At 72.0% G+C, this 19,791-nt stretch carries 19 protein-coding genes; 10 read left to right on the top strand and 9 right to left on the bottom strand.

The annotated features are described in order from the left end of the window. Positions 1–53: 53 nt before the first annotated feature. Complete coding sequence (locus ABT137_RS41315) at positions 54–698, bottom strand: DUF1707 SHOCT-like domain-containing protein (RefSeq protein WP_351717143.1); 645 nt, start codon at positions 696–698, stop codon at positions 54–56. A 441-nt stretch (positions 699–1,139) separates the two neighbouring features. Between ABT137_RS41315 and ABT137_RS41310 the strand changes: the two genes are divergently transcribed. The 4 genes from ABT137_RS41310 to ABT137_RS41295 are packed head-to-tail and all read left to right on the top strand — an operon-like array spanning position 1,140 to position 4,930. After that, positions 1,140–2,018 carry an alpha/beta fold hydrolase gene (locus ABT137_RS41310; protein WP_351717141.1) on the top strand — a complete coding sequence of 293 codons (879 nt, stop codon included), beginning with the start codon at positions 1,140–1,142 and terminating at the stop codon, positions 2,016–2,018. Further along, positions 2,018–2,632 (top strand): hypothetical protein, encoded by a 615-nt coding sequence (locus ABT137_RS41305; protein ID WP_351717139.1) that lies wholly within the window; start codon positions 2,018–2,020, stop codon positions 2,630–2,632. Before ABT137_RS41310 ends, ABT137_RS41305 begins: the two co-directional genes overlap by 1 nt. Further along, positions 2,632–4,197: a linalool dehydratase/isomerase domain-containing protein gene (locus ABT137_RS41300; RefSeq protein WP_351717137.1), complete on the top strand. Its 1,566-nt coding sequence runs from the start codon at positions 2,632–2,634 to the stop codon at positions 4,195–4,197. Before ABT137_RS41305 ends, ABT137_RS41300 begins: the two co-directional genes overlap by 1 nt. 40 nt (positions 4,198–4,237) lie before the next feature. After that, the gene (locus ABT137_RS41295) at positions 4,238–4,930 is read left to right on the top strand and encodes a DUF169 domain-containing protein (protein WP_351717135.1); all 693 of its coding nucleotides are present in this window, start codon (positions 4,238–4,240) and stop codon (positions 4,928–4,930) included. A 7-nt stretch (positions 4,931–4,937) separates the two neighbouring features. Here ABT137_RS41295 and ABT137_RS41290 read toward each other — a convergent pair whose 3' ends face one another. Continuing rightward, complete coding sequence (locus ABT137_RS41290; protein ID WP_351717134.1) at positions 4,938–6,806, bottom strand: RICIN domain-containing protein; 1,869 nt, start codon at positions 6,804–6,806, stop codon at positions 4,938–4,940. A gap of 414 nt (positions 6,807–7,220) precedes the next feature. Here ABT137_RS41290 and galU point away from each other — a divergent pair, with 414 nt between their 5' ends. Beyond that, on the top strand, positions 7,221–8,171 hold the full coding sequence (galU, locus tag ABT137_RS41285; RefSeq protein ID WP_351717132.1) for a UTP--glucose-1-phosphate uridylyltransferase GalU: 951 nt from the start codon (positions 7,221–7,223) through the stop codon (positions 8,169–8,171). Between the two features lie 148 nt (positions 8,172–8,319). Here galU and ABT137_RS41280 read toward each other — a convergent pair whose 3' ends face one another. Next, positions 8,320–8,757 (bottom strand): DUF4442 domain-containing protein, encoded by a 438-nt coding sequence (locus ABT137_RS41280; RefSeq protein ID WP_089105668.1) that lies wholly within the window; start codon positions 8,755–8,757, stop codon positions 8,320–8,322. A 133-nt stretch (positions 8,758–8,890) separates the two neighbouring features. Between ABT137_RS41280 and ABT137_RS41275 the strand changes: the two genes are divergently transcribed. After that, positions 8,891–9,907 carry a DUF8017 domain-containing protein gene (locus tag ABT137_RS41275; RefSeq protein ID WP_351717130.1) on the top strand — a complete coding sequence of 339 codons (1,017 nt, stop codon included), beginning with the start codon at positions 8,891–8,893 and terminating at the stop codon, positions 9,905–9,907. 102 nt (positions 9,908–10,009) lie between these two features. After that, positions 10,010–11,338: an MFS transporter gene (locus ABT137_RS41270; protein ID WP_351717128.1), complete on the top strand. Its 1,329-nt coding sequence runs from the start codon at positions 10,010–10,012 to the stop codon at positions 11,336–11,338. On the opposite strand, the gene ABT137_RS41265 is transcribed toward ABT137_RS41270, so the two are convergent. From ABT137_RS41265 to ABT137_RS41255, 3 genes are all read right to left on the bottom strand, one after another. Further along, entirely contained in the window at positions 11,300–12,145 is an 846-nt protein-coding gene (locus tag ABT137_RS41265; protein ID WP_351717125.1) for a spermidine synthase, read from the bottom strand. The genes ABT137_RS41270 and ABT137_RS41265 overlap by 39 nt on opposite strands. Before the next feature lie 133 nt (positions 12,146–12,278). Beyond that, the gene (gene tuf / locus ABT137_RS41260) at positions 12,279–13,448 is read right to left on the bottom strand and encodes an elongation factor Tu (RefSeq protein ID WP_351717123.1); all 1,170 of its coding nucleotides are present in this window, start codon (positions 13,446–13,448) and stop codon (positions 12,279–12,281) included. Between the two features lie 95 nt (positions 13,449–13,543). Next, positions 13,544–13,711, bottom strand: coding sequence for a hypothetical protein (locus ABT137_RS41255; RefSeq protein ID WP_351717214.1), 168 nt, complete (start codon positions 13,709–13,711; stop codon positions 13,544–13,546). Between the two features lie 51 nt (positions 13,712–13,762). On the opposite strand from ABT137_RS41255, the gene ABT137_RS41250 reads away from it, so the two are divergent. Then, a complete protein-coding gene (locus ABT137_RS41250) occupies positions 13,763–14,524 on the top strand; it encodes a TVP38/TMEM64 family protein (RefSeq protein WP_351717121.1) in 762 nt (253 codons plus the stop codon). A 155-nt stretch (positions 14,525–14,679) separates the two neighbouring features. Here ABT137_RS41250 and ABT137_RS41245 read toward each other — a convergent pair whose 3' ends face one another. Beyond that, positions 14,680–15,852, bottom strand: a complete 1,173-nt coding sequence (locus ABT137_RS41245) for a thiolase family protein (protein WP_351717119.1) — start codon at positions 15,850–15,852, stop codon at positions 14,680–14,682. Between the two features lie 103 nt (positions 15,853–15,955). Here ABT137_RS41245 and ABT137_RS41240 point away from each other — a divergent pair, with 103 nt between their 5' ends. After that, positions 15,956–16,426, top strand: a complete 471-nt coding sequence (locus ABT137_RS41240) for a winged helix-turn-helix transcriptional regulator (RefSeq protein WP_351717118.1) — start codon at positions 15,956–15,958, stop codon at positions 16,424–16,426. Between the two features lie 20 nt (positions 16,427–16,446). On the opposite strand, the gene ABT137_RS41235 is transcribed toward ABT137_RS41240, so the two are convergent. Together ABT137_RS41235 and ABT137_RS41230 are read right to left on the bottom strand one after the other, a co-directional pair. Then, positions 16,447–17,376, bottom strand: a complete 930-nt coding sequence (locus tag ABT137_RS41235) for a DUF6807 domain-containing protein (protein ID WP_351717116.1) — start codon at positions 17,374–17,376, stop codon at positions 16,447–16,449. Beyond that, on the bottom strand, positions 17,373–18,530 hold the full coding sequence (locus ABT137_RS41230; protein ID WP_351717114.1) for a Gfo/Idh/MocA family protein: 1,158 nt from the start codon (positions 18,528–18,530) through the stop codon (positions 17,373–17,375). Before ABT137_RS41230 ends, ABT137_RS41235 begins: the two co-directional genes overlap by 4 nt. 331 nt (positions 18,531–18,861) lie before the next feature. Between ABT137_RS41230 and ABT137_RS41225 the strand changes: the two genes are divergently transcribed. Then, the gene (locus ABT137_RS41225) at positions 18,862–19,737 is read left to right on the top strand and encodes an undecaprenyl-diphosphate phosphatase (RefSeq protein WP_351717112.1); all 876 of its coding nucleotides are present in this window, start codon (positions 18,862–18,864) and stop codon (positions 19,735–19,737) included. The last annotated feature ends 54 nt before the right edge of the window (positions 19,738–19,791 follow it).

Here is a 19,791-nt window from a genome sequence, read left to right as displayed (position 1 = left end):
ACCGCGACTCCGGTCTGCTTCCGGGCAGCACCCCGGTCACCGAAGAACCGAGGTCAGGACGTGGGCCTGCGCAGCAGCCACTGCGCGAAGGTGCGTCGTGGGGGCCGCACCACCACGCGACCGTGGGCCTTCTGGCCGACCAGTTCCACGCGCAGAGTGACCGGCGTCGCCGGACTCGTAGGCGGCTGACGGTACTTGACCTTGGTGTGGACCAGTTGCAGACCGTCGGTGTCGACCACGACGCCCGGCCTCGTGATCAGCGTCAGCGCCTTCCCCGTCATGGCCACGTCGATGCGCAAGGTGTCGTGCGTGATCACGGCCTCCGTGAAGTCGAGCGTCACCTCGCAGTACGTCACGGCGAGCTCCAGCCTGCGCGGTACCACCCAGCGCCCCACGCGCTCGACCGCGCCGCTGTGGACCTGTTCGATGCGCACCACGTCCTTGACTTCCGCTCCGAGCGCCCCGGCCACCGCCGAGACGGGGGGCAAGTCAGCGGTGAGCGCGGCCAGTTCGCTCAGTGTCCGCGCCGACAGGGCGGCTTCCAGGCGCTCGTCCAGCTCGTCCGCGGTCAGCAGGCCGTCGCCGGCCGCGATGCGCAGCACATCCACCACCCGGTCCCGGTCGGCGTGCGAGGCCCGCAACTCGGGCGGCGAGCCGGGGCCGGACTGCTTCCCCGTGGGCGAGATCTCTCCCGGCATGGTTCCGTCCTGGTCCTGTCGAAACGTGTCCGCGCGACGCGGTCAACGGCGCGGACAGCAGACTAACGCCATAGCGCGACACCGATCCCGGCCCGGCCGCACCGCGTGCAGCCGGCACGGCTCAAGATGCGTCGTGGCATGCGGCGCCGTAGGGTCGAGGCGTGCGCCGCCCCGAGGCGAAGACGGCAGTCCCCGCTCCGTGAGGCGAGAGGCCGACCCGTGCGAGGGCAGGTTCTCGGACCCCTCCCTCCCTTTCGGCACACCCTTCGGGCACGTCGCGGCCGCGACGGAGCACGCCCGATCACACCCGGTCCCGGTCAGCCGGCGGAGCGGCGGCGGGCATCCTGCTCCGGGCCATGGTCGCCCGTCCCTGCCGCGCGCTTGCCCGTGCGTCGCGAGCCGAGACCCCGGAAGCGACCGAAACGGAAGAGTTGATCGATCATGTCCAACAGCGACATCGCGCTGACCGCTCCGAATCAGTTCGTCGAGGGCACCAACGGGGTCACCTACGCCTACCGGCGGTTCGGCACCGCCTCCGACGACGTGCTGCCGCTGGTGATGCTGCAGCACTTCCGCGGCAACCTGGACAACTGGGATCCGCTGCTGCTCGGTTCCCTCGCCGCCCACCGCGAGGTCATCCCGGTCGACAACGCCGGTGTCGGCCTGTCGTCCGGGACGGTGCCGAACAGCATCACCGGGATGGCCCGGGACGCCATCACCTTCGTCGAGGCACTCGGGCTGCCCAGGATCGACCTGTTCGGGTTCTCCATCGGCGGGATGGTCGCACAGGAACTCACACTGATCCGTCCGCAGCTCGTCCGCCGGCTCGTGCTGGCCGGCACCGGGCCGCGCAGCGGTGTGCTGATGCACGGCTGGATCAACGACGTCCAGGCCCTCGCCAACGTCGCCGACAACCACCCCGAGGATCTGCTCTCCCTGTTCTTCGAAGTCACCCCGACCAGCCAGCAGAAGGGCCGGGAGTTCCTGGAGCGGCGCGCCTCCCGGACCGAGGACCGGGACAAGCCCGCCGGGCTGCAGGCCCGCGACGCCCAGATGGACGCCCTCACCGAATGGGGCATCCCCGACCCGGCCCAACTGGACCGGCTGGCCGGGATCACCCAGCCGGTGCTGGTCGCCAACGGTGACAACGACATCATGATCCCGACGCCGAACACCTGGCTGCTGGCCGATCACCTGCCCAACGCACGCGTCCGGATCTACCCCGACTCGGGACACGGCTTCCTCTGGCAGTGGCCCGAGGAGTTCGCCGCCCTGGTGCACAGCTTCCTGTCCGGGGCGGGCGAGGAGAAGGCGCCGTGATGGCCACGACCGGCCAGGTGCGCAGGCTGGAGCGGGCGTCACACACGGCGGCGACCGCCGGGCTGCGGGTGCTGCTGTGGTGGCTCGGGCACGGGCTGGTGCTGGCGGCGCGGTGCAGCGCGGCGCTCCGGTCCCAGATCACGCGCGGTCTCACGGTCGAGATCTCCGCCGACGACGGCCCCGGGCGCCACTGGGACTTCGACGGACAGCGGCGCCGCGTTTCCACCTCGGCGGGCCGGGCCGCGGCACCCGACCTGGCGGTCCGCTTCCCCGACAGCGGACACGCACTGCGTGACCTGGTCTCACCGGATGCCCTCGACGCCGTCATGCGCGACCGCATCGACGGAACCGTTCGCGTCGAGGGCAACCATCTGCTCCTGATGTGGTTCCGCGGCCTGCTCCGGACCGTGGTGCCCATCGGCGGGGCCGGCCCGCCCCGGCGGGCCCTCCCGGGCGCCTACCTGGCGCACGACCCGGCCGCCAACGGTGTCGAGAAGATCACCGTCGAGCCGGCGGTGCGGCAACTGGATCCGCGGTGGACCGGCGGCTGGAACGCACGGGCCAAGCTGTGGATCGTACGCGGGACCAACGGGGAACCGCTGCGGGAGCCGTGATGAGCGCCCACGCCGTGACCCCCGAGACGGCGACACCCGCACCCGCGCTGAACGACCGCGCCCTGGGCTGGCTGCGCTACATATGGGACAAGGCGACCACCCCGGACGACTGGAGCGACCAGGGCGAACCCCTCCCGTGGTGGGACCGCTACACCGCGCCGCCCATGTGCTCCTTCCCCCGGTTCGACGTCCACAACATGGCCTACGTCCTCCCGGTCCTGCTCGAATCGACCCCGGCCTGGCGGGAGGTCTACACCCGGATCGCGGACGAACTCGTCCGCCGCTACACCTCGTTCTGGGGCGCGGTCGACTGGTGCACGCTGATCGGTCCCGACCCCGGTGCGGACCGCTATCCCCCCGCGTGGCAGGCCTTCATCCCGGAACCGCTGCGCGGCCGCTACCCGGTACCGGGCTGGACCGGAAACGGGATCGAACCGTGGGGGCTGCAGCCCGACCCGTGCGGCGCCGACGGGAACGTCTTCTACCGAGGCTGGCTCAACCTGGTCCTCGGCATCCGCCGCTACGTCTCCGGAGAGGCCGCCGAGCACCGGCCGTTCGAGATCACCGGATACCAGAGCCGCCGGTTCACCTGGACCCACGAGCGGATCGCCGAATTCATCTCCGCCCAGTTCCGCAGCCGCCCGCAGGGCCCGCACTGCGAGAACACGAAGATCTGGCCGTTCTGCGTCAGCGCCACCGGCCTCGGGCTCAAACTCTACGACGCGCTGCTCGGAACCACCTTGAGCGAGCCGGTCCCGCACTGGTTCGACTACGTCCGCCGGCACTACATGACCCTGACCCGCTCCGGAGAGCTGCGCACCTTCGCCCTCTACTACGACCCGATGGAGCAGCGCCTCCACTCGCTGCCCGGTCCGTCCGTGGCCCACGGGGTGTTCCCCTGCCTGCTGTACATGTACCCGCAGGACCGCGAATTCTCCCTGTGGATCTACGAGTTGGCAATGCGGCGGCTCGGCTGGTCGGACCCGGATCTCCCGCTGAGCAGGCTCCGGGTCGACCCCAACCACCTCAGCACGGCCCTGTGGATGGCACACGAGACGGCGGACACCGCCACCGAGGACCGCATCCGGGAATACGTGGAAAGGGAATACCAGCCCCGGTTCTTCGGCGAGGAGAACGACCGTTTCGGATTCTGGTTCGGCTACGACTCCACGTGGCCCCGCGGGCAGATCAACGCCACCCTGATGCTCGTGGAGAGCGGCACCCCGGGAGCGTGGTGGCGGATCTTCAACGAGCCCCTGCCCGCTTCGGCGTCGGAACCGCGGCTCAGTGGCGTCGACTACCCCGCCCTCGGCATCCGGCGCGCCCGGAACGACATGGTCCACCGGGTCCTCGACATCGAGACCACGGCCGCCACCCCGTCCCGGCGGGGCACACCCACCGGTTTCACCGTCGACCGGCTCCCCGCCCCCGCCGCGGTCTCGGTCACCGTCGACGGCCGGGACACGGCCGGCTGGCACGTCACCGGCGGCGACTCCATCCGGCTCGACCTCGACATCGACGACCACCGGATCCGGGTCGCCTTCCCGGACGGCGGCTCCCGGTGAAACAGCCCCTGCGCACGACACGCACACGAAAGGTGCCTCTATGACGTCCGCATCCGCATGGGCGGCCCCGCTCGTCGAACTCCTGGGCCTCGCCCACCCGCCGGTCGCGATCACCTTCGACACGCAGCAGCCCGCCGCCGGCGACGGGAGTCTCCCCGCCCAGCCCGCAGGCTGCTGCTTCTGGGAACCCGCCCAGCGACAGGCCCTCGACACCCGTGCCGCGGACCACGCCCACTGCAGCACCGGAAGCTACACACACGGCCTGATCGACCGGGCCGGCGCCGCGTCCGGGGCCGACACCGCCGCCCTGATCGACAGCGGCTGGATCTCCCCGGCGGACCTCGACGTCGTCGCCCGCCTGCCGTTCCGGCCCACGTCGATCCGCTACGCACCGCTGACCTCCGCGACCAGCGCGGACGTCGTGCTCATCCGCCTCTCGCCTGCCTCGCTCATGACCCTCCAGGGCGCGTGCCCGGACCTGCGGCTCGCCTCCAGGCCGCAGTGCCAGATCGTTCCGCTGGCCTACGGCGGCCAGGTCGCGGTCAGCCCGGGATGCGCGGTCAGCCGCGCCCGTACCGGCCTTCCCGCGCAGGAGATGACGTGCGCGCTGCCCGCCGCGCGCCTTCCCGCCGTCATCGACCGCCTGCGGCAGGCCGTCGCCGCCGACCAGGCGGTCGCCGACTACGCCGCCACCGACCGCCGGCGCTTCGCCACGCTCGACCGACCGGCCTGACCCGGCATCAGCCGAGCAGGCCGCCCACTCCGCTCACGACATCCGGAACGGAGTCCGGAACAGAGTCCAGAACGTCCGCCACGGTCGCCGGTACGGAGTCCAGGACATCGCCGACCGCCTCGCCGACCGTTCCCGCGCCCGGATTCCCGGGCTCCCGGGGCGCGGTCGGTGTGACGGCGACGGGCGGCTGCCGGTCCCCGGCCTGCGCGACCCGCGTGCCGTACGGCTCCCCCGGTTCACCGGACTGCCCCTGCGGAACGGGCGGGGGCGCGGGGATCCCCGTCGGCCCGGTCTCGCGGGGCACGGGTGGTGCGGGGAGCGTGTCGCCCGGCGTCTCGGGCGTCACCGGCGCACCGCCGCTCCCGGACTGCAGTTCCCACCGCTGCCGGACCGACCCGTTCCGTACGGCCACGACCACCCGCGTGCCGTCCGCGGCCAGCCCGAGGTCCTTGTCCCAGCGGAGCAGGAGCTCCCCGCGCACCGTCAGGTCGTACGACACCTCCCCCGCGTGCACCAGGCAGCCGGAGACCACGACCCGGCGCGCACCTGGGTCGGCGGCGAGGCAGAGGGTGGGGTCGAGCGCGCTGCGCAGCATGCCGTCGTCCTGGTACGACCACTGCTGGGACCCGGCGTCCGAACACAGGCCGAGCCGCAGTTCCGCCCCGGTCCGCACCCTGCCCCCGCGCACGTCGACGCAGCGCCCGGCGTCGAGGCTGCGCAGCCTGCCGTGGGCGATCTCGACGGGCTCGCCCACCGAGGCCGGGGACGGGGAACCCGAAGAGGGCGGGTTCGCGGCGGGGCCGGACCGGGTGGTACCGCCGCTGGGGGCTCCCCAGGTGGTGACGCCGGGACGCGGGACACCGTTGTCATCGGACCAGCCCTTGGCCACGAGCACGGTGGCGAGGAGTGCCAGGGAGACCAGGCCGGCACCGGCCAGCAGGGCCTTGCGCCGTCCGCTCTCGGTCACGACGCGGTGCCGTCCGCCGGGCACCGCGGCCGTGCTCGCGGCCTCGCCCCCGGCCGGCCAGGCCTCGACGACCCCGCCGGGTCCGGGCCGCGAGTCGAGATAGCGGCGGGCGCCCCAGCCCAGCACGGTCTCGGCGAGCAGCACCTCGAGGCCGCCGTCGAAATGGCTGAGTTGTTCGGCGGCGTGCCGGCAGTACCGGCACTCGGTGAGATGCCGTTGCACATCCGGGAGCAGAGCGCCGCCCCGGCGAATGGGGACGTCGAGGAGCCGGTTGTAGAAGCGGCATTCCTTCGAGGGTGCGAGTTCCCGGTGGGCGCGCACCAATCCGGTCCTGAATTGTTCCCTGGCCTGGCCGAGGGCGACCGTCGCAGTAGCGGTGTCGACACCGAGCAGACCAGCGGGTATGTTTATCGGTTCGGCTTCGACCTCGGTGTGCCAGAGGAGGCATTGCGAGGCTCCCGGAAGAGCCTGGAAAGCGCGTTCGGCGAGCTGCCGTCTTTCGGGGGTGCCCGGTCTCGCGGCGCTGAGTCCGCGGCCACCGGTGGTCTTGCGCAGTTCCGGTGCGACCACCGAAATGGCTTCGTCGGCGGCCCACGCGCGGACGGTCTCCCGTACCGCCACGAGGAGCTGCGGCCGCAGGGCGCCGCCCACCGCGCCGCCGGCCAGCCGGCCGAGGACCCGCTCGAAGGCGGCGCTGGCGACGAGTTGGGCGGTGGGCGTGGCGGCGGCGAGGCAGACGACGGCGTAGTCACAGGTGGCGCGCCAGTGCCGGGCCAGCAGCAGGGCGACGGCATGATGTCTGGCCGCGGGAGTTCCGGTGAGCTGGGCGATGAGATTGCGGTCGGACTCCCCCGGGGTCGAACCGGGGCGAGGCGGGTAAGGCGGGCGTGGGGGGTAGGGGGAATGCACTGAACCATTTCCTTCCGAGCCGCAGGACGGCATGCGAAATGGCGCCCTGACGGAATGCAGTGCTGATTGGTGCGTACCTTTTGGGGTCCATAACGGCCGGCCTGACGGTCGCACCGTTCCGTGGACCCTCCCGCGGGGTGGCTCACCTTCGCACACAGGCCTCACAGGAAACAAGAAGTTGAGGTGACCGAAGTTCAAAGAGGCGGGAATTCAGATAAGTTACCGACGGTATCCACATCCGGCCGGGATTCAGCGGCCGCACAGGTTCAACTTGTGTGCGCCACCGACCCGATGGCACACGAAATCTTCAACTCCCGGACGGCCGGGGTCACCCATGGCGGAACGCCGAGTTCCACAGCCGCCTCCCACGTTTCTCCCGGCCCCCTCTCATCCCGGTGGGCCAGCATGTGCCGCATGATCGCCCCCCACTCCTCCCCCGTCCCCTCGTCCCCCCGGCCGGTCCGCAAGGCAGTCGTCCCGGCCGCCGGGCTCGGCACCCGGTTCCTGCCCGCCACCAAGGCCACGCCGAAGGAGATGCTCCCGGTCGTCGACAAGCCGGCCATCCAGTACGTCGTCGAGGAGGCCGCCAAGGCCGGGCTCGACGACATCCTCATGGTCACCGGCCGGCACAAGCGGGCCATCGAGGACCACTTCGACAACGCCTTCGAGCTGGAGCAGGCGCTGGCCGCCAAGGGCGACACCGTGCGCCTGGACGCCATACGCGATCCCGCGCGGCTCGCCGACATCCACCACATCCGCCAGGGCGACCCGCTCGGCCTCGGCCACGCGGTGCTGTGCGCCAAGCACCACGTGGGCGACCAGCCCTTCGCGGTGCTCCTCGGCGACGACCTGATCGACGCGCGCGAGACCCTGCTCAGCCGGATGCTGGACGTCCGCGACCGCCACCAGGGCAGCGTGGTCGCGCTGATGGAGGTCGACCCGTCCCAGGTCCACCTCTACGGCTGTGCCGCCGTCGAGCCGACCGGCGAGGACGGTGTGGTCAGGGTGACCGGGCTGGTGGAGAAGCCCTCCCCGGAGAAGGCACCCAGCAACTACGCGGTCATCGGCCGCTATGTCCTCGACCCCGAGGTGTTCGACGTCCTGGAACGGACCGCGCCCGGCCGCGGCGGCGAGATCCAGCTGACGGACGCGCTGCAGGACCTGGCCGCGGCCGGCACGGTCCACGGGGTGGTCTTCGACGGACTGCGCTACGACACCGGCGACAAGGCCGACTACCTGCGCACGGTGGTCCGGCTCGCCTGCGAACGTCCGGACCTGGGACCGGAGTTCACGGCATGGCTCAAGGAGTTCGTGGCGGGCCTGGCGGAAACGGGGGCCGGGCGCGAGGAGAGCCGTGCCGCCTGAGCGGCCCCGACACAGGACGGGGTGAGGGGCCGGCGCCCCTCACCCCGTCCGACATGTGACAACGAAATGCGACACGGCGTCCGACACCGGCGGCCGATACCGCCGGGCGGCCGATGTCGCCGGGCGGCCGATGTCGCCGGCCCGCCGGTCAGCCGTTGGGACGCAGCGTCCAGACGACGGTCATCTCACCGGTGACCGCGCCGTCCTCGCGCGTGATGGCGACGGCGACCGGGAACTCGGGGCGCTTGCCCTCGTCGAGCTCGGCGACGACGTCGGCGATCGGGCGGCCCAGGGTCGCGGTGGCCTTGACCGGGCCGAGGGCGACCTTCTTGTAGGCGATCTCGGCGCTGACGGCGAGCGGCACGGCCCGGGAGAGCTGGTCGCCGAAGGCGGCGAGCACGATCGCGCCGCTCGCGGACTCGGCGAGGGTGAACATCGCGCCCGCGTGCGGGCCGCCGATGTGGTTGTGGAAGTCGCCCTGGTCCGGCAGGGACAGCACGGCCCGCTCCGGAGTGGTCTCCAGGTACTCCAGGTTGAGGGTCCGCACCATCGGGACCGTGGCGGCGAGCATCTCGCCGATCGACATCTGGTCAGTGCTCATGACGAGCATGTTACTAGCGAGTAGCAGAGTCTGGCCAGAGCGGTGCGGTGATCGTTGTCATCGGCAAGGCCACGGCCCACGCCTTCGACCGGACCGGCCGGCACTAGGGTTACGAGCCATGTGGCCAGAACAGCAGCCGCCAGGGGGCGAGCAGTACCCGCAGAACAACCCGTATCAGCAACCGGGTTACCAGCAGCCGAATCCGTATCAGCAGCCCGGCTACCAGCAGTATCCGCAGCAGGGCGGGTACGGGCAGCAGCCGCAGTGGGGCCCGCCCGGGTCCGCCGGCGCTCCGCAGCCACCGCAGGGCGGGGGCGGGGGCGGCGACCGCACGAAGCTGGTCGCGATCATCGCGGCGACGGCCGTCGTGGTGGCGGCCGGGGTGACCGGGTTCCTGGTCCTCGGCGGCAAGAAGGACGACAAGGCGGACACCGGCAAGGACCGGCAGGCGACCCACTCGCCGACCGCCTCCACCTCCACCTCCGCTTCGGCCTCCGCTTCGACGGACGACAACCCGCGCGGCGAGGAGGAGACCGAGAAGCCGACGATCGCGGGCTGGAAGACCGTCGTGAACCCCAAGTGGGGCACGGCCTTCGACGTACCGGCCGACTGGGAGGTCCTCACCCCGGGGACGTCCGTCGGCTTCGAGGACAAGGACGGCAAGCCGATCATCACGATGTCGGCGCCCGCCCAGTACAAGTCGAAGTGGTGCACGAGCGACGACGACAAGGACGGCAGGACCGAGGACACGGCCCTGGCGGCGGTGGGCACCAAGGGCGAGAGCGGCGCGAAGACCCCGGGCGACGCGGCCGTCCAGGAGGTCCCCTGGTGGGTGTACGGCGGCTACACGTACCCGGACAAGAAGACCATCACCTACGACAAGAAGGCCACCGCCTACACCACCGCATCGGGCCTCAAGGGCGCCTACGCCTGGGCGCGTTCGGCGAACAGCCCACAGAAGGGCAAGTGCGCGAGCGAGGGCAGGGCGATCACCTTCGGCTTCGAGAACTCGGCCGGCGACCTGGTGTCGTGGGACTTCTACGGCGCCCAGGGAGTGAACGGCGAGGTCCCGACCGCGACGATCATGAAGATCCTCGGCACCGTGCGGCTGCACGGCACCCCGAGCGGGGGCTGACGGCGGCCGGGGACCGCATACCTGCCGGGGACCGGATGCCCGGGAACCGGATGCCCGGGAATCGGGTTGGCAGGGCGGGCTCCCGGCGGGGATAGTCGGGCAGTGACCTCCGCCTCCGGCTCCCCCGGCCCCTCCGGCGCCCCCGGCAGCGCCTCCCGCCTGCGCAGACCCGCCTGGGCGAGCCGCAACTACAGCCTGCTGACCGCGGCGACGATCGTGACGAGTCTGGGCGCCAACGGCTCCCTGATCGCCGCCGCGTTCGCGGTGCTGGACGCGGGCGGCGACGCCGGGGACGTCGGACTGGTGGCCGCCGCCCGCACCTTCCCGCTGGTGCTGTTCCTGCTCGTCGGCGGCGCCGTGGCGGACCGTTTCCCCCGCCACCGCGTGATGGTCGCGGCGAACGCCCTCAACTTCCTCTCCCAGGGCACCTTCGCCGTCCTCGTGCTCACCGGCGACCCCCGCCTGTGGCAGATGATGCTGCTCACCGCGCTGGGCGGCACCGGCCAGGCGTTCTTCAGCCCGGCGGCGGAGGGCATGCTGCTGTCCTCGGTGAGCGGTGAACAGGCGGGTCGTGCGTTCGCCGTGTTCCGGATGGCGATGCAGAGCGCCGCCCTCGGGGGCGCGGCCCTGGGCGGCGCGCTGGTGGCGGCGGTGGGCCCCGGCTGGGTGCTGGCGGTGGACGCGGCGGCGTTCGCGGTCGCCGGTGCGCTGCGTTCGTTCCTCGACGTCGGCCATATCCCGCCGCGCGCCCCAGGCGAGGGGATGCTGGCCGATCTCCGGGAGGGCTGGCGGGAGTTCGCGGGCCGCCCCTGGCTGTGGGGGATCGTCGTGCAGTTCTCGATCGCGAACGCGGTGGTGGGCGCAGCCGACGCGGTCTACGGCCCGCTGGTCGCCCGCGACAGCCTGGGCGGACCGGGCCCCTGGGGCCTGGCACTGGCCGCGTTCGGCGCGGGCACGGTGGCCGGCGCCCTCCTGATGACCCGCTGGAAACCCCGCCGGCTCCTCTTCGTCGGCACCCTCTGCATCTTCCCGCTCGCACTCCCCTCCGCGGCACTCGCGGTACCCACCCCGGTGGGAGTCCTCTGCGCGGTGATGTTCGTGGCGGGCACGACGGTCGAGGTCTTCGGCGTCTCCTGGATGACCGCGCTGCACCAGGAGATCCCCGAGGAGAAGCTCTCCCGGGTCTCGGCGTACGACTGGTTCGGTTCCGTCTCCCTGCTGCCCCTGGCGACGGCGCTGGCGGGCCCCGCCGAGCAGGCCTTCGGCCGGGGCCCGGCCCTGTGGGGCTGCGCGGGTCTGGTCGTCGCCGTCACGGCCGCGGCGCTTCTCGTCCCGGACGTACGCAACCTCACCCGCCGCACGGTCCCGGTCGCCACACGGCCGTCGGCCGCCTCACCCGATCCCGAACGCTCCGCCGGGGGGCTCGGGTGACGGTACGGCGTCCGCGTCCCCGACCGGCCGGGCCGCGCCGACGAACTCCCGCAGCGCGGCGCCGTGTTCGACCCGCGCGGGGAAGGCGTCGGCGGCCGTACGACGGGCCAGCGGGCCGGCGTCGATTTGCCGGTGCGAGGCGATGAGCACCGCGTTCCCGAACCGCCGGCCGCGCAGCACGCCGGGCTCGGCGATGAGCGCCAGCTCCTCGAAGACGGCGGCGAACGTGGCGAGTTGGGAGCGCAGGAAGCCGAAGGGGGCGGAGTCCGCGAGGTTCGCAAGGTAGACCCCGTCGGCCCGCAGCACCCGCTCGGCCTCCCGCGCGTACCCCAGCGAGGTCAGATGCGCGGGGATCCGGGACCCGCCGAAGACGTCGGCGACGATCACGTCCGCCGAATCCCCGGGCGCCGCTTCCAGCCAGCCCCGCGCATCGGCGGCATGCAGGACGATGCCGGTGCCGTCCGCCAACGGCAGATGCTCGGTGACCAGCTCCAGCAGCTCCCGGTCGGCGTCCACGACATCCTGCCGGGACCCGGGCCGGGTCGCCGCCACGTACCGGGGAAGCGTGCAGGCGCCCCCGCCGAGATGCAGCACGTCCAGGGGCACGCCGGCCTCCGCCACGGCGTCCAGCACATACCCGAGCCGCCGGGCGTACTCGAACTCGAGATGCGTCGGCTCGTCGAGATCCACATACGACTGCGGCGCCCCGTCGACGGTCAGCAACCAGGCCCGTTCCCGATCGACATCGGGCATCAGCTTGGCGGTCCCGTGCCCGGTGACACGGACGACGGGTATGGATTCGTTCACTTCTCCATTGTGCGATGCCGATGCCTGCCCAGGGGCGCGGGGCTGTATCGGCGTGGGTGTCGCCGGCCGAAGGCTGGGGGAGGAACTGCGCGACCGGCCCCCGCCGGCCCGCAGTCCCCCACACACCGCGACCTCACTCCACGGAGGTCACGGTCCCCGCCCCCACGGTCCGGCCCCCCTCACGGATGGCGAACCCCAGCCCCGCCTCCAGCGGAACGTCCCGCCCCAGCTCCACGGTCATCTCCACCGTGTCCCCGGGCCGCGCGACCGCCGTCTCGCCGAGGTCGACGTCCCCGACCACATCCGCCGTACGGATGTAGAACTGCGGCCGGTAGCCCGTCGAGACAGGAGTCGTACGACCCCCTTCGCGCCCCGACAGGACGTAGACCCGCGCCGAGAACCGCCGGGCCGGCACCACGCTCCCCGGCGCCGCCACCACGTGCCCCCGCCGCACCGCGTCCCGGGGCACGCCCCGCAACAGCAGCGCCACGTTGTCCCCGGCCTGCGCCTCGTCCATCGGCTTCCCGAAGGTCTCCAGGCCGGTGACGACCGTCTCGACGTCCGCGCCGAGCACCTCGACCCGGTCCCCGACCCGCACGGTCCCCCTCTCGACCGCACCGGTCACGACGGTCCCGCGCCCGGTGATGGTGAGCACGTTCTCCACCGGCAGCAGGAACGGCGCGTCCAGATACCGCTCGGGCATCGGCACGTACGTGTCCACCGCGTCGAGCAGCGCCTCGATCGACGCCGTCCACCGCGGGTCGCCCTCCAGGGCCTTGAGCCCGGAGACCCGTACGACGGGCACGGAGTCGCCGCCGTAGCCGTGCGCGCTGAGCAGCTCGCGGACCTCGAGCTCGACCAGTTCGACCAGCTCCTCGTCGGCCGAGTCCGCCTTGTTCAGCGCGACCACCACGTGGTCGACGCCCACCTGCCGGGCGAGCAGCACGTGTTCGGCGGTCTGCGGCATGATCCCGTCGAGCGCGGAGACGACGAGGATCGCGCCGTCCAGCTGCGCGGCCCCGGTGACCATGTTCTTGACGTAGTCGGCATGGCCCGGCATGTCCACATGGGCGTAATGCCGGGTGTCGGTCTCGTACTCGACGTGCGCGATGTTGATCGTGATGCCGCGGGCGGCCTCCTCGGGGGCCCGGTCGATGCGGTCGAACGGCACGAACGTGCCGGTGCCGCGGTCGGCGAGGACCTTGGTGATGGCGGCGGTCAGGGTGGTCTTGCCGTGGTCGACGTGGCCCATCGTGCCGATGTTGAGATGCGGTTTGGTGCGGACGTATGCCGTCTTGGGCATGGCTGTACCTCGAAGCTTGTCCGAAGGAAGAGCGGGGACCCCGAGGAACTGGCCGACCCTCCCCCTGCGGGGTCCGCCGGACTTTCCGGGGAGGGTCAGCTTCGGGCGCCGTCGACAGCGGCCGCGAGAACGGGAACGGCAGCCTTCGGCGCATCCGCGACTGCGGATGCTGCGACGAGGAAGGCGAACCGGAACATGACACAGATCATGTCCGACGCGTCACCCCACGTCGAACGGTTTTCCGCGGCGTCGATTTCACCCAAGGGACGGGAACCATACGGCGATCACACATCCGCTTCGGTTAGTGTCACCGAATGCTCGATGCCAACCGCTCTGGCACCGCCACGGCCTCTCCCCGGGCCGCCGCCGAGGAGCTGACCATCGCCGTGCCTGCTCCCTTGAGTTTCGGCGCACGCTGCACACGCGTGCTGCTGTCGCCGTGGTCCCGGCTGTCCCTGCTCGTCGCCCTGCTGGCGGCGGCCGGGGCGTCGGTGCTGCTCTTCGAGCCCCAGAAGCTGATGACGCAGGGCTGGCCGCCCCACGTGGCGGGCACCACCGCGGTGGTGGTCTTCGCCGTGGCGTACGGCCTGATCACGGTGGCGTTCGTGCCCCGGCCGATCCTGAACCTGGCGGCCGGCGCGTTGTTCGGTTCGGCGCTGGGCATGGGCGCGGCCATGGCCGGCACCGTGCTCGGGGCGTGGATCTCCTTCGCGCTCGGCCGGATGCTCGGCCAGGAGGCCCTGCGCCCGCTGCTGCGCGGCCGGCTGCTGAAGGCGGCGGACAACCAGTTCAGCCGGCACGGCTTCCGCTCGATGCTGGCGGTACGCCTGTTCCCCGGCGTCCCGTTCTGGGCCGCGAACTACGCGGCCGCCGTCTCCCGCATGCGGTACACCCCGTTCCTGGTCGCGACCGCCCTGGGCTCGATCCCGAACGTCGCCGCCTACGTCGTGGCAGGCGCCCGCGCCTCGACCCCGACATCCCCGGTGTTCCTGATCTCGGTGGCGGCCATCGTCGTACCGGCGGTGGCCGGAGCAGTGGTGGCCTGGAGAAAGCGCCACCACTTTCGCGCGAAATGAGCCCCGCGGGCAGAGCGCCCCGTAACTACAGCGCCCCGTCAGGGGCGCTGGGGGTACCCCCGGCCGAAGGCTGGGGGAGGAACTGCGCGCTCAGCCCCCACGACGCGCCAGCCGCCCAACGACACCACGCGGCACCCCCCTAGGCGCACCGCCCCCTACCGAACCGCTTCCAAAATCATCGCGTTCGCCAGCCCACCCGCCTCGCACATGGTCTGCAGGCCGAAGCGAGCGCCGCGCTCCCGCATCGCATGCACAAGCGTCGTGGTCAGCCGGGTCCCGCTCGCCCCCAGCGGATGCCCCAGCGCAATGGCCCCACCGTTCACGTTCACCTTCGCCAGATCGGCCCCGGTCTCCTGCCGCCAGGCCAGCACCACGCTGGAGAACGCCTCGTTCACCTCGAACAGGTCGATGTCCCCGATGCCGAGCCCGGCCCGCCGCAGCACCTTCTCCGTCGCCGGGATCACGCCGGTCAGCATCAGCAACGGGTCGGATCCGGTCACGGCGAACTCGTGCAGGCGCGCCAGTGGCCGCAACCCGAGCCTCGCCGCGGTCTCACCGGAGGTGATGAGCACCGCGGACGCCCCGTCGTTGACCGGGCTCGCGTTGCCCGCCGTGACGTTCCACTCGATCTGCGGGAACCGCTCGGCGAACCCGGGGTCGTAGTAGGCGGGCTTGAGCCCGGCGAGCACCTCGGCGGTGGTGCCGGGCCGTACCGACTCGTCGCGGGCGACGCCGTCCAGCGGAGCGACCTGCGCGTCGAACAGTCCCGCTTCCCACGCGGCCGCCGCCTTCTGGTGCGAGGAGACCGCGAAGTCGTCCATCTCCGCCCGGCTGATCGACCACTTCGCGGCGATGAGTTCGGCGCTGATGCCCTGCGGGACCAGGCCCTCCGGGTAGCGCGCGGCGATTCCGGGCCCGAAGGGGTCCTTGCCGGCCGGCACGTTGGACCACATCGGGACCCGGCTCATCGACTCGACGCCGCAGGCGATCACGATGTCGTAGGCACCGGACATGACGCCCTGCGCGGCGAAGTGCACGGCCTGCTGGGAGGAGCCGCACTGGCGGTCCACGGTGGTCGCCGGCACCGTCTCGGGGAAACCGGCGGACAGGAGGGCGTACCGGGTGGTGTTCATGGCCTGCTCGCCGACCTGATCGACGGTGCCGCCGATCACGTCGTCGACGAGGGCCGGGTCGACGCCGGAGCGCTCGACGAGGGTGCGCAGGGTGTGGGCGAGGAGTTGGACGGGGTGGACGTGCGCCAGGGACCCGTTCGGCTTGCCCTTGCCGACAGGGGTGCGTACGGCTTCGACGATGACTGCGTCACGCATCTCGGGGACCTCGATTGCCAGTCTCGATTACCGGTGAGTAGGAAATCCGAACCCACCATAACTCCGAGCGTTTGAAAATCCAACCCTCTACTAGACTGACCCCATGACCGCCCCCAAGGACCCCCGCCCGTGTTCGATCGCCGACGCCCTGGCGCTCGTCGGCGAGAAGTACTCCCTGCTGGTCCTGCGGGAGGTGTACCTGGGCAACGGGCGCTTCGACCGGCTGGTGCGCAACATCGGCGCCCCGCGCGACATCCTGGCCACCCGGCTGCGCCGGCTCGTCGACGCCGGGATCCTCACCAAACGCGTCTACAGCGAGCGGCCGCAGCGCTTCGAGTACCGGGCCACCCAGGCGGGCCTCGAACTGGAGCCGGTCCTGATGACCCTGATGGCCTGGGGCGACCGACACCTCCACCCGGACGGCGACCGCCCCATGGTGATCGAGCACAGCTGCGGGAAGACCCTCACCCCGGTCGTCACCTGCGCGGCCTGCGGCGACCCGGTACGGCACGAGGACCTGACGGCCCACCCGCAGGCACCGGGCTGGACCGTCACCGGACCGGAAGCCGCCTGAGCGGGGCTACTCCCCCACGCTCACCACGGATGCGCCGCCAGGTACGCGGCGATCTCCGCGCGCTCCCAGGCGCCGTCGGCGACGACGACCCGGTAGCGGCGCCGGAGGGTGTCGCCGGGGGCCAGTTCCAGCTCGTCGTGGAAGGCCCAGGAGGGGGCGATGCCGGCGAACGGGTCGTTGCGCACGAACCAGTGCGCGGGGTGGCTGCCGCGGATGCCCAAATGGTCGTTCTCCGGGGCGTGTTCGAAGACGACGGTGGCATGGCCGTCGGCGCCGTCGTGCTCGCCGGACAGGGCCAGCCAGGCGGACTGCGAGCCCATGGACTCCGAGCCCTCCCCCTCCGGGCCGACGATCCGGCCGTCCCGGAAGGCGCGCGGGCCGCGCCAGAACAGACCGGTGTAGCCCGCCTGTTCGCGCCCGGCCGTGGTCGGGCTGCCGAACAGCAGAGGTTCGGCACGGCGGTTGGTGATCTCACTGGTCCAGGTGAGCGCCCAGGAACGCGCCCCGGGGTCCACGTCATGGACCTCGATGCGGCGCCGCTCCTCCGCCCACAGCGTCCCGTCGTACGGATGCCAGGTCAGCCGCTCCGCGACGACCAGGCGGCCGTCGGCCGACGACACCTCGTCGAAGCCGGCGTGCCGCATCGAGCCGACGCGCTCCGGGATGGCCACGTAACCCTGCCCGTGCACATAGGAGTTGCCGCCCCACAGGTTCGCGCCCGACAGATGCGAGGCGGTCAGGGAGAGGCCCTTGTGCCAGCGGTGGTCGTTCGGCCGGTAGTCGGTGACGACGTCCCCGGCGAGGGTACGGATCGGGTGCAGGTAGGGCCTCGGTGCCTCCCAGGCCGTCTCGGGCCGGTAGACGTACGAGAAGAGCTGCACCCCGGTGACCGGCTCGGTCACGGTGACCCGGTCGCCGTGGGTGTGCGTGATCCGCAGCTCGCCGCTCACGCGGACACCTCCTCGCGCGCGGCCGGCGCCCAGCCCGGGGCGTTCCCGTGCAGGGCCGTGTAATAAGGATCACCCGGACCGATCTCGCCCGCGCGAACGGTCGTGCCGGTGAACGCCGCCTTGTACAGCGCGGTGATCAGCTCCAGGCTGGTGCGCCCGTCGGCGCCGCTGCTGCGCGGCCGCTCCCCCGCGCGCATGCTGCCGACCAGCTCGCGCAGCTGGGCCAGGTGCGAGCTCGGCACGTCCGGGCCGAAGTCCCGCCAGGCCGCCGCCTCGTCGGCGGAGACGTCCGGGGCCGGGGTGATGCGCCAGTTGTCGTTGCCGTGACCGTACAGGTGGGTCAGCTCGACCGTCGCGCGCTCGCAGTCGATGCGGATGCGGCTCACCTCCTCGGGGCTGAGCACGCTGTTCACGACGGTCGCCAGGGCGCCGTTCTCGAACCTGACCAGGGCGGTGGACACGTCCTCGGTCTCCACCGCGTGCACCAGTCGGCCGGCCATCGCCCGCACCTCGCCCCACGGCCCGAGCAGGTCGAGGAGCAGATCCATCTGGTGGATGCCGTGCCCCATCGCCGGGCCGCCGCCCTCGCTCGCCCAGCGGCCCCGCCAGGGCACCGCGTAGTAAGCGGTGTCCCGGTACCAGGTGGTCTGGCAGTGGGCGACCAGCGGGCGCCCCAGCGCCCCCTCGGCGAGCAGCCGCCGCACCTGGTCGGCCGCCGAGCCGAACCGGTGCTGGAAGACGATCGAGGCGTACGGCCCGCCGTCCGTCCCCTCCTCCGCCTCGACCGCGTCGAAGTCGGCGAGGCTCGGCACCGGCGGCTTCTCGCACCACACCCAGGCGCCGGCCCGCAGCGCGGCCACCGACTGGTCCCGGTGCAGGGTCGGCGGGGTGCCGATGGTGACCAGGTCGGGCCGCTGCTCGGCGAGCATCCGGTCCAGGTCGGTGTAGGCGTGCGGGACGCCGGCCTCGGCGCACATCGCCTCGACGGCGATGGCATCGATGTCGACGGCGGCGACGACCTCGGTCTCGCCCTCCGCGGCCAGCCGGGCGAGGGCGGGCAGATGGGAGCCGCGCCCGATGGCGCCGGCGCCGACGACGGCGGCCCGGATGCGGCGGCCGGCGAAGGGGTCCGTGGAGCGGGGGGAGCGGGGCATGGACGTGATCAGCACTCCTCGGGCGTGTACCGACGATGGGCGAACTCCCGCCCGAGGTGCGCCGCACCCGCACCCCGATGTGCGGAGCAAGCGCTTTCCCCTGCTGAAACGTAAGCGGCGGCACCTTGACCGGTCAACACCCCGCGGCCGCCCGGCCGCCTGCCGAACCCCTGTGTCCCCGCCGTCACCCCGGCCCGCTACGCTGCGGTGGCACGCGCATGATCACATGTCCGTGTGCCCACGCGCGGCCGCCTGAGCGCGTGTGCCCGCATGACCACGTGTGCCCACGCGACCGCCAGCCTCTTCCTCACCCCTGGGACGCCGTACCTTCATGTCTTGGTTTGAATCGCTGGTCCTCGGCCTCGTCCAGGGGCTGACCGAGTTCCTGCCCGTCTCCTCCAGCGCGCATCTGCGGCTGACCGCGGCCTTCTCCGGCTGGAAGGACCCGGGGGCCGCCTTCACGGCGATCACCCAGATCGGCACGGAGACCGCGGTGCTGATCTACTTCCGCAAGGACATCGGGCGGATCGTCTCGGCCTGGTTCCGGTCGCTGTTCGACAAGGCGATGCGGCGGGACCACAACGCCCAGATGGGCTGGCTGGTGATCGTCGGCTCGATCCCGATCGGCCTGCTGGGCGTGACGCTGAAGGACCAGATCGAGGGCCCGTTCCGCGACCTGCGCATCACCGCGACCATGCTCATCGTCGTGGGCATCGTCATCGGCATCGCCGACCGGCTCGCCGCCCGCGACGAGACGGGCGGCCGGCACCGGGCGCCGAAGCAGCGCAAGACGCTCGAGAACCTGAGCGTGAAGGACGGCCTGATCTACGGCCTCTGCCAGGCCTGCGCCCTGATCCCCGGCGTCTCCCGCTCCGGCGCCACCATCAGCGGGGGCCTGTTCATGGGCTACAAGCGCGAGGCGGCCGCCCGCTACTCCTTCCTGCTCGCCATCCCGGCGGTGCTGGCCTCCGGCGCCTTCGAGGTCAAGGACTCGGTGAGCGAGGGCCATGTGGCCTGGGGTCCGACCCTGTTCGCGACGGTGATCGCGTTCGCGTCGGGCTATGCGGTGATCGCGTGGTTCATGAAGTGGATCTCCAACAAGAGCTTCATGCCGTTCGTCTGGTACCGCATCGCCCTCGGCATCGTGATCATCGCCCTGGTCTCGGCGGACGTGCTGAGCCCGCACGCGGCGGAGTCGGCGAGCTAGGCGCTTCGCTGGAAACGCCGGGCCGTCCGGTCGGCTGCGGCAGCGTCGTGGCTG

The organism is Streptomyces sp. NPDC001980, assembly GCF_040296885.1.
GTDB lineage: Bacteria > Actinomycetota > Actinomycetes > Streptomycetales > Streptomycetaceae > Streptomyces.
This window is presented reverse-complemented; position numbering and strand designations above follow the sequence as displayed.

Excerpts from the sequence above, each read along its gene's own strand:
- ABT137_RS41275 (WP_351717130.1), top strand. The coding sequence starts at position 8,891 with ATGTGGCCAGAACAGCAGCCGCCAGGGGGCGAGCAGTACCCGCAGAAC.
- ABT137_RS41225 (WP_351717112.1), top strand. The coding sequence starts at position 18,862 with ATGTCTTGGTTTGAATCGCTGGTCCTCGGCCTCGTCCAGGGGCTGACC.
- ABT137_RS41300 (WP_351717137.1), top strand. The coding sequence starts at position 2,632 with ATGAGCGCCCACGCCGTGACCCCCGAGACGGCGACACCCGCACCCGCG.
- ABT137_RS41280 (WP_089105668.1), bottom strand. The coding sequence starts at position 8,757 with ATGTCGATCGGCGAGATGCTCGCCGCCACGGTCCCGATGGTGCGGACC.
- ABT137_RS41315 (WP_351717143.1), bottom strand. The coding sequence starts at position 698 with ATGCCGGGAGAGATCTCGCCCACGGGGAAGCAGTCCGGCCCCGGCTCG.
- ABT137_RS41230 (WP_351717114.1), bottom strand. The coding sequence starts at position 18,530 with ATGCCCCGCTCCCCCCGCTCCACGGACCCCTTCGCCGGCCGCCGCATC.
- ABT137_RS41310 (WP_351717141.1), top strand. The coding sequence starts at position 1,140 with ATGTCCAACAGCGACATCGCGCTGACCGCTCCGAATCAGTTCGTCGAG.
- ABT137_RS41250 (WP_351717121.1), top strand. The coding sequence starts at position 13,763 with ATGCTCGATGCCAACCGCTCTGGCACCGCCACGGCCTCTCCCCGGGCC.
- ABT137_RS41245 (WP_351717119.1), bottom strand. The coding sequence starts at position 15,852 with ATGCGTGACGCAGTCATCGTCGAAGCCGTACGCACCCCTGTCGGCAAG.
- ABT137_RS41240 (WP_351717118.1), top strand. The coding sequence starts at position 15,956 with ATGACCGCCCCCAAGGACCCCCGCCCGTGTTCGATCGCCGACGCCCTG.
- ABT137_RS41305 (WP_351717139.1), top strand. The coding sequence starts at position 2,018 with ATGGCCACGACCGGCCAGGTGCGCAGGCTGGAGCGGGCGTCACACACG.
- galU (WP_351717132.1), top strand. The coding sequence starts at position 7,221 with ATGATCGCCCCCCACTCCTCCCCCGTCCCCTCGTCCCCCCGGCCGGTC.
- tuf (WP_351717123.1), bottom strand. The coding sequence starts at position 13,448 with ATGCCCAAGACGGCATACGTCCGCACCAAACCGCATCTCAACATCGGC.
- ABT137_RS41295 (WP_351717135.1), top strand. The coding sequence starts at position 4,238 with ATGACGTCCGCATCCGCATGGGCGGCCCCGCTCGTCGAACTCCTGGGC.